The following is a 10,732-nucleotide window of genomic DNA, read 5'->3' as shown; positions in this document are numbered from 1 at the left end:
TGCCCCGGCAGAGGATTCCTCTGCCGGGGCACCGGGCCGTTTCCGGGAGGTGACCTACTTCAGGGCGCCCGCCGTCAGGCCGGAGACGACCTGGCGCTGGAAGATGATGTAGGCCGCCAGCACCGGCAGCATCGCGATGACCAGGCCGGCGAAGAGGCCGGAGTAGTCGCCCTTGTAGCCCTGGCTGGAGGCGAGCTCCACCAGGCCCTGGGCCAGTACCCGCTTCTCCGGGTCGGTGTTCAGCACCGTCGGCAGCATGTACTGGTTCCACTGCCCCAGGAAGTTGAAGATCCCGACGCTGATCAGGCCCGGCTTGGCCATCGGCAGCATGACCTGGAAGAACGTACGGGTGTGCGAGGCCCCGTCGATGATCGACGCCTCCGCCACCGAGGTCGGCAGCGTACGGAAGAACGAGGTCAGGAAGAACACGGTGAACGGCAGCGAGTACGCGATGTACACGAGGATCAGGCCGTGGATCGTGTTCAGCAGCCCCATGTTGTCCATGACGTAGAACAGCGGGACCAGCGCCAGCATGATCGGGAAGCTCATACCGCCGACGAACAAGAAGTAAATGAAGCGGTTGCCCGGGAACTCGAAGCGGGCGAGCACATAGGCGGCCATGGACCCGAGGACCAGAGTGCCGACGAGCGACCCGCCCACCACCAGAACGGTGTTCAGGAAGTACTCGCTCATGTGTGCCTGGCTCCAGGCCCGGCCCCAGCTGTCGAAGTTCAGCGAACTGGGCAGCGACCACGGGGTGTTGAAGATGTCCGCGTCGGTCTTGAACGAGGACATCACCGCCCAGAACAGCGGCAGGACGACCATGATCGCCCACAGGACGAGCACCCCGTGCGAGAAGACGTTGAGGACCTTGCCCTCACCGCTCTTCGCGGGGGCCGACGCGCTCCGGCCCACCGGGCCGGTGCGCTGGGCCGGGACCTCGGCCGCGTCGGAGGAGGGGCCGGAGGTCCCGGAGGGAGGGGTGTCAGTGGTCTTCATCAGAACTCCAGCCGCTCGCGCCGGCCCACCCGCATGACGATGGCGGCGAACGCCAGGGTCACGATGAGCAGGGCGACACCGATCGTGGTCGCGTAGCCCGCCTGTCCGTCACGGAACGCCGACTGGTAGACGTACAGCGGCAGGACGGTGGTCGAGTAGTCGGGCCCGCCGGGACCGACGCTCATGATGTGGACGATGGCGAAGCCCTCGGCGCCGAGGGCCAGGATGCCCATGTAGACCCAGCCGGACTGGACCGTGTCCCACAGCAGGGGCAGCGTGATCCGGAAGAAGGTCGTGAAGCGGCTCGCCCCGTCCAGCAGGGCGGCTTCGTAGAAGTCCTTGGGGATGGAGGCCATGCCCGCGGAGAACAGCACCACGAAGAAGCCGGTCGTGCACCAGACGAGGACCGCCACGATGCACCACAGGGCCAGCTTCGGATCGCCCAGCCAGACCGGTACGTCGCTGATCCCCACGGCCTTGAGCGTGCCGTTGATCATGCCCTGGGCCGGGTCGAAGGCGAACTGGAACAGGATGGCCACGATCGCGATCGAGAGCACCTGCGGGAAGAAGTACGCGATCTTGTAGAAGCCCGAGCCCCGTACCCCGGCGATGGCGGCGCCCTTGCGGCGCCGCCCGCCCACGTTGAGCATGAAGGCGAAGAAGAGCGCGAGCCCCAGCGTCACCAGCGGCAGCAGTACGGCCAACAGCACGCTGTGCTGCAGCGATTTCCAGAAGATGTCGTCGTCGAGCATCTTGGTGTAGTTGTCGAACCCGACCATCTTGAAGTCGGGACTCAGCCCCGTCCAGTCCGTGAACGAGTAGTAGATGGACTGGATGAAGGGCCAGATGACGAAGATGACGTACAACGCCATCGGGACCACCAAGAACCCGATTATGAACCGGTACTTACCGTGTTGCATCGCTACCGACTCCGACCTTCCCCTGCTGCCCGCCGCTGGTGACGCGTGTTCACTGGTGCTTGAAGTGCTTGATGGACTGGTCCTTGGCGGTCGCGTCGGCGAAGGCCTGGATCTTCTTGATGGTCTCGGCGGGCTTGGCGCGGCCGGCCATCATCTCGCCGAGCGCGGCGACACCGATCTGCTCCTTCTGGAGCTTCACGTACCAGTCCTGCAGGCGCGGGTTGACCACGTTGGTGCCGGCCTTCTCCAGCGCGGCGACACCGGACTTCAGGCCGTCGGAGAGCTCGATGCCGTCGGTGCCGCCGTTGAAGGCGGAGAGCGACTTGGTGCTCGTGGTGAACGACTTGGAGGAGGCCTCGCTGAGCATGATGCGCAGCTGCTCCATGCCGCCCTGGGCGTTCTTCGCCTTGCTCGGGACGATGAACGGCTCGCCGCCGGACGCCCAGAGGGTACCGAAGGGCATCTTGTCCGAGGAGTCGAGGCTGGAGGGAGCGCCCACGGACAGCTTGAAGTCCTTGGGGATGATCGCCGCTTCCTCGTTCTCGACCCAGGAGCCGTTCGGGATGAACAGCGCCTTGCCGCGGGCCCACGCGCCCTGGGAACCGCGGTGGTCCAGGCCCGGGGTGCCCTCAAGGATGTAGTCCTTGGCGACGAGCTCGTAGTACGCCTCGAAGGCAGCCTTGACCGCGGGGTGCTCCCAGGCCTTCGGCTCCAGGTTGTCGATCGCGTCGAGGACCTCCACGCCGCCGATCTTGGCGATGAAGGGGTACAGCGAGAAGGGGAGGTAGTAGGGGTGCTTGCCGGGGTACGTCCAGCCGGCGATGCCCTTCTTCTTCGCCTTCGCGCAGAGCGCGAGCATGTCGTCCCAGGTCTCCGGGTACGTGGCGTCGAGCTTCTCCAGCGCGGTCTGCGAGTACCACACGCCGTAGACCGTGTACGCGTAGTACATGATCCAGACCGGGTCGCCGTCGAACTGGCCCATCTCGATGATGCCGGGCCGCAGGGTGTCGCGGACCTTCTTGGCGGGGTCGTCGATGGAGGGGGCGTCGAGCAGCGGGGTCAGGTCGGTGAGCTGCTTCTTGCCGACCAGGACACCCATGTCCATCTGCTGGGCGCCGGAGTTGTCGATCAGGTCCGGCGGGGTACCACCGTTGAACCGCGGCTGAAGAACCGACTGGATCTTCTGCGTCGCGGAGAACTTGACCTTCGCGTCGGGATAGGTCTTCTCGTAGACGGCCTTGGCGTCCTCGGCGTATTTGGTACCGAAGCCACCGTCGAAGATGACGATCTCCAGCGGTGCGCTGCCGTTGACGGCCAGCGGGTTCTTCTCGGTCTTTTCGCCCTTTTCGACCTTGTCGTCGCTGCCACTGTCGCCGCTCGCGCAGGCGGACAGGAAGCTCATCGTCGGAACAGCGATCAGGCCGAGTGCGGCAGAACGCTTGATCAGATCGCGACGGCCAAGGCCCTCATTGTTGTGGGCGGAGGTGGATCCCATGCTCAAGTCCTCGCCTTCTCCAGGACTCAGGCGGTGTACCGGTCACCCGTCGAAATCTCGCCTCAGGCGAAGGGCCCCGCCACCGCGGTCAGTTGCGCTTGGGTGGTGCAGATGTGCAGATCTACCGGCCGGGCCGGTGCAGTGGGGATTTCGGGAGACCGTACAGCGAGGACACCTCCGGCGTCCTCGCAACCGTCCCTTGTTTCCCCCGTGCGCACGTCCGCGCGAAGCGGCTGTGCAGGTGCCGACAGGTATAGTCCACTTGTCGCCAACTGAGCAAGATCGAAAGCAGGTTTGGACGGCAGTCTTTCCCGAGTTGAGACCTCACGGACACCTCGGCACCCCACACCCTCATCCCGCAGCGACTATTTCCCCATTCCGGCCGATTCGCCGACGAGTCCCGCGGCAACATCCTTGACACGTCCTGTCACTTGGATCCCTACTGGTCCTTGCATCCCGTTATGACAACGTTGTCCATGCATTTTCCCGGGGAGGAACGGCTCGGCATGCAGCTACCACGCGGCCTCAACCACGGCTCCGAAAAGTCCCCTCACGCGGTCCCCCGCCCGGCCCCCCGCCGGAGACGGACCCCCACAGCAGCCGCTTTGGCGGCATCCCTCGCCCTGGTGGTGATCGCCCCCGCGGCCGCCACCGCACAGCCCTCCTCACCTGACCGGAAGCCGTCCGGCGACCGGACGTTCAGCTCCTCGTTCGAGGCGGACGAGAGACAGCCGGACTGGCGCAGCACCGTCGAGGAGGGCCCCGACGGCGAGAAGCGGTCCTCCGGCGTCGACGGAGGCTTCTCCTCCGGCATACCGGGCAATGTCACCGACCGGGTGACCGAGCTCCGCGCCAGCGCCGAGAACACCGCGGGCGGCGAGGTCAAGGAGAACCTCGTCGATGTCGAGCCGGGCTCCAAGTGGCTCGCCTTCGAGCCCACCGGCTGGGTGGAGTTCGATCTGGACGAACCCGTCAAGGTCGTGACCTACGCCCTCACCTCGGCCAACGACCACGCCGAGCGCGACCCGAAGGACTGGACGCTCAAGGGTTCGGCGGACGGCAAGGAGTGGACCGACCTCGACACCCGCGGCGGCGAGACCTTCGCCGAGCGGCACGAGACCAAGACGTACGACTTCGCGACCGATGCCGCCTACAAGCACTTTCGGCTGGAGATCACGAAGAACAACGGCGCATCGGGCGTGCTCCAGCTCGCCGACGTTCAGTTCTCGAACGGTGACACCTCCGCGCCGGTGCCCGACGAGATGCGCAGCACGCCCGACCGCGGCCCCTCCGGATCCCCCACCGCGAAGTCGGGCGCGGGATTCACCGGAAAGAAGGCACTGCGTTACGCGGGTACGCACACGCCCGACGGACGCGCCTACTCGTACAACAAGATCTTCGACGTGAACACGGCCGTCACCAAGGACACCGAGCTGTCCTACCTCGTCTACCCGCAGATGGGCGAGACGGACCTGAACTACCCGGCCACCCATGTCGCGGTGGACCTCGCCTTCACCGACGGCACGTATCTGAGCGACCTGAAGGCCACCGACAGCCACGGCGGGCTGCTGACGCCGCAGGGCCAGGCAGCCGCCAAGCGTCTCTACGTCAACCAGTGGAACAAGGTCACCGCCCGCCTCGGCACGGTCGCCGCGGGCAGGACGGTCGACCGGATCCTGGTGGCGTACGACTCCCCCAAGGGTCCGGCGAAGTTCCAGGGCTGGATCGACGACATCACGATCGCCCCGAAGAAGCCCGAGAAGCGCAGGGCGCATCTGTCGGACTACGCGCTGACGACCCGCGGCACCAACTCCAGCGGCGGCTTCTCGCGCGGCAACAACATTCCGGCCACGGCCGTCCCGCACGGCTTCAACTTCTGGACGCCGGTCACCAACGCGGGCACCACCAGCTGGCTGTACGACTACCACCGGGGCAACAACGCGGACAACCTCCCCACGCTCCAGGCCTTCGCCGCCAGCCATGAGCCGAGCCCCTGGATGGGCGACCGGCAGACCTTCCAGCTGATGCCGTCGGCCGCGAGCGGCGCCCCGGACGCGTCCCGGAGCGCCCGCGCCCTGCCGTTCCGGCACGAGAACGAGACGGCGAAGCCGCACTACTACGGCGTCACGTTCGAGAACGGCCTCAAGGCCGAGATGACGCCGACCGACCACGCGGCCCGGATGCGGTTCACGTACCCAGGCAAGGACGCGAGCCTGGTCTTCGACAACGTCTCGAACGACGGCGGCATCACCCTGGACCCGAAGAACCGGTCCTTCTCCGGCTACTCGGACGTCAGGAGCGGCCTGTCCACCGGTGCGACCCGCATGTTCGTGTACGGCGTCTTCGACGCGCCGGTCACCGACAGCGGCAGACTGAAGGGCGGCGGGGGCGACGACGTCACCGGGTTCTTCCGCTTCGACGCGGGCAAGGACCGCACGGTCGACCTGCGCCTGGCCACCTCGCTGATCGGCGTCGACCAGGCGAAGCGGAACCTGGCTATGGAGATCCCGGAGTCCACCTCCTTCGACCGGGTGCGGCGCGAGGCGCGGGGCACCTGGGACGACGTCCTCGGGACGGTCGAGGTCGAGGGCGGAGACGCGGACCAGCTGACCACGCTCTACTCCAGCCTCTACCGGCTCTACCTCTACCCGAACTCCGGCCACGAGAAGGTGAAGGGGAAGACCAAGTACGCCAGCCCCTTCTCCGAGGCGGTCGGCGAGAACACCCCGACGCGGACCGGCGCGAAGATCGTCGACGGCGAGGTGTACGTCAACAACGGCTTCTGGGACACCTACCGCACGACCTGGCCCGCCTACTCCTTCTTCTCCCCGAAGAAGGCCGGCGAGCTGGTGGACGGGTTCGTCCAGCACTACAAGGACGGCGGCTGGACCTCACGCTGGTCCTCCCCCGGCTACGCGGACCTGATGACCGGCACCAGCTCCGACGTGGCGTTCGCCGACGCGTACGTCAAGGGCGTGAAGTTCGACGCCGAGGCGGCGTACGACGCGGCGCTCAAGAACGCCACCGTGGCCCCGCCGTCCTCGGGCGTCGGCCGCAAGGGCCTTCAGACCTCGGTCTTCACCGGCTACGCGGACACTGCCACCCACGAGGGCCTGTCCTGGTCCCTGGAGGGCTACGTCAACGACTACGGCATCGCCCGCATGGGCCAGGAGCTGTACAGGAAGACGAAGAAGGCGCGGTACAAGGAAGAGTCCGAGTACTTCATGAACCGGGCGCAGAAGTACGTCAAGCTCTTCGACGACAAGGCCGGGTTCTTCCAGGGCAAGAAGCCTGACGGCGACTGGCGCCTGCCCTCCGGCCAGTACGACCCGCGCGTCTGGGGCTACGACTACACCGAGACCAACGGCTGGGGCTACGCCTTCACCGCCCCGCAGGACAGCCGGGGCCTGGCCAACCTGTACGGCGGCCGCGCGGGCCTCGGCGAGAAGCTGGACACGTACTTCTCGACACCGGAGACGGCGGGCCCGGAGTTTGTCGGCAGCTACGGCGGGGTCATCCACGAGATGACCGAGGCGCGTGACGTGCGGATGGGCCAGTACGGCCACAGCAACCAGGTCGCCCACCACGCCACGTACATGTACAACGCGGCCTCGCAGCCGTACAAGACGCAGGAGAAGGTCCGCGAGGTGCTGAGCCGGCTGTACGTCGGCAGCGAGATCGGGCAGGGCATCCACGGCGACGAGGACAACGGCGAGCAGTCGGCCTGGTTCCTCTTCTCCTCGCTCGGCTTCTACCCGCTGGTGATGGGCAGTGGGGAGTACGCGATCGGCTCGCCGCTCTTCAAGAAGGTGACCGTCCGCATGGACAACGGCCGCAAGCTGGTCGTGAAGGCCCCGAAGAACAGCGCGAAGAACATCTACGTGCAGGGCGTGAAGGTCAACGGCAAGAAGTGGACCTCCACCGCGCTCCCCCACGACGTGCTGGCCAAGGGCGGCACGCTGAAGTTCGACATGGGTCCGAAGCCCTCGGCCTGGGGCACGGGCAAGGACGCGGCCCCGGTCTCCGTCCAGAAGGACGACAAGGTTCCGACGCCCAGGGGCGACGCGCTCAAGGGCGACGGCGCGCTCTTCGACGACACCTCGGCCACCTCGGCGACCGTCGAGTCGGTGGAGCTGCCGGTCGGCTCCGCCTCGGCCACGAAGGGGGTCCAGTACACGCTGACGTCGGCGGCGGCCGACAAGGCCCCGACGGGCTGGACGCTGCAGGGCTCGGCCGACGGCAAGAAGTGGGAGGACGTCGACCGCCGCTCCGGCCAGTCGTTCGCCTGGGACAGGCAGACCCGGGTGTTCTCGGTGGAGCGGCCCGGTGCGTACGCGAAGTACCGGCTGGTGCTGACGGGTTCGGCGACGCTCGCGGAGGTGGAGCTGCTCTCCTGACCCGTACGCGGTGGGAGCGGGCGGCCGGTGTCCCTCGACGGGACGCCGGCCGTCGGCGTTCACGCCTGCTGGAGGCTCTCGGGCAGGGCGAGGTTCAGTGCGACGACGACCGGCCGACCGTGTTCGGTGCCGAGCCGGGAGACGGCCCCGGTGGCGAGCTGGAAGAGCCGCCCCTCGGCCGGGGTCAGGCCGAGGTAACGGGCGGTGAGGACGCGCAGGAAGTGCGAGTGCGCGACGAGCGCGATGTCCCCGTCCCCGACCTGCTCGGCGGCCGACCGGACGCCCGCGAGCACCTGGTCGGCCCGTTGCCCGATCTCGGCGGGGCTCTCCCCCGGGTGCTCCGGGGAGCCGGGGTCGACGCCGTCGGTCCACAGGTTCCAGAAGGGCCGGGTGCGGCGGATCTCCCGGGTGGTGACTCCCTCGTACCCGCCGTAGTCCCACTCCCGCAGCTCGGGGGTGACCCGGGGGGCGGCGAGCCCGGCCAGTTCGGCGGTGCGACGGGCCCGGATCAGCGGGCTGACGAGCGTGAGGCCGATGTTCCGGTCGGCCAGCAGCGGGACGAGGGCACGTGCCTGCCGTTCGCCCAGGGGGGTCAGGGGCAGATCGGTGTAGCTCGTGTGCTGTCCGGAGCGGGACCACTCGGTCTCGCCGTGCCGGATGAGGATCAGCTCGCCCATGGTGGTCCGTTCACTTTCTGTGCGGGTGGTGCGGGTGGGGCCGGTGGTGCGGGTGGGGCCACGTACCGTAAGCCTCTCACCTGGTCGACTTCCCGTGGGGGCACCGTATGTCCGGCAACTTTCCGCCTCCGCCGCCCGAACAGCCGCAACCCCGGCCGGAGGCGGGGGGCCGGGTTCCGGTGGGGGCGCCGGGGCCTTCGCCCTGGGCGGCTCCCGCCCCGCCGCCACGCAAGCGGCGTACGGGCCTCGTGGTGACGCTCGTCGTGGGCGGCGGGCTCGTGGTGGCCGGAGCGTTGGCGGCACTGGTCTACGCGTTGCTGGACTCCGTCGCGCTGCCGCCCGAGCGGACGGACGTCCCGTACGACGCGGCGCCGGTGGAGCCCGCGCCGGAGCCCACCGCGAGCGAGCCGGACGTGAAGGAGGACGTCACGATCACGGCGTGCACACGCGATCCGCAGATCGGATGGCAGTCGGCCGAGGTGAAGGTCGTGAACGGCTCGTCCGGTGTGGCGAGCTACCACATAGGGGTCGAGTTCCTCGACAAGGACGGCGTCAGGGTCGCGGACAGCGTGACCGGAGTGGTCGACCTCGCTCCCGGCAGGAGCGCCGTGAAGAAGGTCCAGGGCCTCGGCGAGGTGCCGCGCGGCACCACCTGCCGGCTCCGCGACCTCACCCGGATGCCGTCGGGGTCCGCGGGCTGAGGCGGGCCTCCGGCCGGGGACACGGAAACGGCGCGAGGGCCGCACCCCGGAGACGTCCGGGATGCGGCCCTCGGCCGAGCTGTCGTGCCGCCGCTGCCACCTCCTAATGAGGTTGTCAAGCCGCCACTGTGACCGGGAGTTCACGTTGGTAGCACCGTCCGTCACGAATCAGGGCGCGCAGGACGTTGACCCGTCGCCGGGCCAGGGCGAGGACGGCCTGGGTGTGTCGCTTGCCTTCGGCGCGCTTGCGTTCGTAGAAGCACCGGGACGCGTCGCAGTTGCGGATGCTGATCAGCGCGGAGGTGTAGAAGACGCGTTGCAGGCCGCGGTGGTAGCGCCTGGGGCGGTGGAGGTTTCCGCTGACGTTGCCGGAGTCGCGGGGCACGGGGGCCACTCCAGCGAGGCTGGCCAGACGATCGGCGGTGCCGTAGCGGCTCATGTCGCCGGCGGTGGCGGCCAGGAACTCGGCGCCCAGGAGTGGGCCGATTCCGGGCATGCTGGAGATCACCTCGGCGAGTTCGTGCTCGCGAAACCGGGCCGCAATGAGCTTGTCGATCTCGGTGATCTGCTCGTTGAGGCCCATCACCTCCTTCGCCAGGGTGTGGATCACCTGCGCGGTGATCTTCTCCCCGGGGACGGCGGTGTGCTGGCGCCCGGCCGCTTCGGAAGCGGCTGCGGCCAGGTCCGAGGCGCCGCGGACCTTGCGGTTGTGCAGCCAGGTCTCCAGCCGCTTGGCGCCGGTGCGGCGCAGGGCGGCCGGGGTCTGGTAGCCAGTCAGCAGGATCAGCGGGCCGACGTTGCCCAGATCGAGGGCCCGTTCCAACGCCGGGAGAATACTGTTGAGTTGACCGCGCAGTCGGTTGATCCGGCGGGTGCGGTCGGCGTTCAGGTCGGCTCGCCGGTTGGTGAGGATCCGCAGCTCGACGGCGTCCTCGTCGTCCGGCCGCAGCGCGGTCAGGTCGCGGCGCATTCGGGCCTGGTCGGCGATGACGGTGGCGTCCTTGGCGTCGGTCTTGCCCATGCCGCGGTAGCCGGCCGAGGCCCGGTTCACCGCGAGACCGGGGATGTAGAGCAGCTGCTGGCTGTGATTGAGCAGCACGCTGATCAGCAAGGCCGCCATGCCGTCGGCGACATCGACCGCCCACACGGCGTCCTCGTCGATCGCCAGCACATCGGCGAGCAGAGCCGGCAGTTCCGGCTCATCGTTCAGCACGCGGCGCGACAGCAGTCGCTTGCCTTCCGCGTCCAGGACCACGCAGTGGTGACGGGTCTTGCCTATGTCCACGCCTGCCCAGATCTGGGGCACGGGTTCCTCCGGTCCGTCGGTGATTGCTGTTCTCCCGAACGACCTCGCCAGCGTGGTCCTACTCAGCGATGCACCCGCAGGTGCTCGCAGCTCCTAATCAGCGGCCGAGTCGTCGTGAGACTCCGGGCGGCCAGGTGGCATGAACCATCAAGGGCAACCGCTTGAAAGCCATACCCGGAGTCTCTGGGCCTCTGGACCTTACGACTGGCCCGTCCAACCCACCAACAACGTAGGACC

At 68.0% G+C, this 10,732-nt stretch carries 7 protein-coding genes; 2 read left to right on the top strand and 5 right to left on the bottom strand.

Annotation, left to right across the window (positions count from 1 at the left end; translation table 11 throughout):
- Positions 1–54 precede the first annotated feature (54 nt).
- The 3 genes from B9S58_RS36565 to ngcE are packed head-to-tail and all read right to left on the bottom strand — an operon-like array spanning position 55 to position 3,414.
- Entirely contained in the window at positions 55–999 is a 945-nt protein-coding gene (locus tag B9S58_RS36565; protein WP_103536138.1) for a carbohydrate ABC transporter permease, read from the bottom strand.
- Entirely contained in the window at positions 999–1,919 is a 921-nt protein-coding gene (locus B9S58_RS36560) for a carbohydrate ABC transporter permease (RefSeq protein WP_103536137.1), read from the bottom strand. The genes B9S58_RS36565 and B9S58_RS36560 overlap by 1 nt, the downstream gene beginning before the upstream one ends.
- Positions 1,920–1,968: 49 nt before the next feature.
- The gene (gene ngcE / locus B9S58_RS36555; RefSeq protein ID WP_103536136.1) at positions 1,969–3,414 is read right to left on the bottom strand and encodes an N-acetylglucosamine/diacetylchitobiose ABC transporter substrate-binding protein; all 1,446 of its coding nucleotides are present in this window, start codon (positions 3,412–3,414) and stop codon (positions 1,969–1,971) included.
- A 506-nt stretch (positions 3,415–3,920) separates the two neighbouring features.
- Between ngcE and B9S58_RS36550 the strand changes: the two genes are divergently transcribed.
- Positions 3,921–7,811, top strand: coding sequence for a GH92 family glycosyl hydrolase (locus tag B9S58_RS36550; RefSeq protein WP_103536135.1), 3,891 nt, complete (start codon positions 3,921–3,923; stop codon positions 7,809–7,811).
- A gap of 59 nt (positions 7,812–7,870) precedes the next feature.
- Here B9S58_RS36550 and B9S58_RS36545 read toward each other — a convergent pair whose 3' ends face one another.
- On the bottom strand, positions 7,871–8,488 hold the full coding sequence (locus B9S58_RS36545) for a histidine phosphatase family protein (RefSeq protein ID WP_103536134.1): 618 nt from the start codon (positions 8,486–8,488) through the stop codon (positions 7,871–7,873).
- Between the two features lie 251 nt (positions 8,489–8,739).
- Here B9S58_RS36545 and B9S58_RS36540 point away from each other — a divergent pair, with 251 nt between their 5' ends.
- Complete coding sequence (locus B9S58_RS36540; RefSeq protein ID WP_258045255.1) at positions 8,740–9,189, top strand: hypothetical protein; 450 nt, start codon at positions 8,740–8,742, stop codon at positions 9,187–9,189.
- A gap of 115 nt (positions 9,190–9,304) precedes the next feature.
- Here B9S58_RS36540 and B9S58_RS36535 read toward each other — a convergent pair whose 3' ends face one another.
- Positions 9,305–10,495, bottom strand: coding sequence for an IS110 family transposase (locus tag B9S58_RS36535; protein WP_103531401.1), 1,191 nt, complete (start codon positions 10,493–10,495; stop codon positions 9,305–9,307).
- Positions 10,496–10,732 lie beyond the last annotated feature (237 nt).

This window comes from Streptomyces sp. SM11 (genome assembly GCF_002910905.1).
Taxonomy (GTDB): domain Bacteria; phylum Actinomycetota; class Actinomycetes; order Streptomycetales; family Streptomycetaceae; genus Streptomyces.
The sequence above is the reverse complement of the archived record's forward strand: the minus strand, read 5'-3'. Positions and strand labels throughout refer to the sequence as shown.

What these genes read in the sequence shown, in the direction of transcription:
- B9S58_RS36545 (WP_103536134.1), bottom strand. Translation starts at nt 8,488, where the DNA reads ATGGGCGAGCTGATCCTCATCCGGCACGGCGAGACCGAGTGGTCCCGC.
- B9S58_RS36560 (WP_103536137.1), bottom strand. Translation starts at nt 1,919, where the DNA reads ATGCAACACGGTAAGTACCGGTTCATAATCGGGTTCTTGGTGGTCCCG.
- B9S58_RS36565 (WP_103536138.1), bottom strand. Translation starts at nt 999, where the DNA reads ATGAAGACCACTGACACCCCTCCCTCCGGGACCTCCGGCCCCTCCTCC.
- B9S58_RS36550 (WP_103536135.1), top strand. Translation starts at nt 3,921, where the DNA reads ATGCAGCTACCACGCGGCCTCAACCACGGCTCCGAAAAGTCCCCTCAC.
- ngcE (WP_103536136.1), bottom strand. Translation starts at nt 3,414, where the DNA reads ATGGGATCCACCTCCGCCCACAACAATGAGGGCCTTGGCCGTCGCGAT.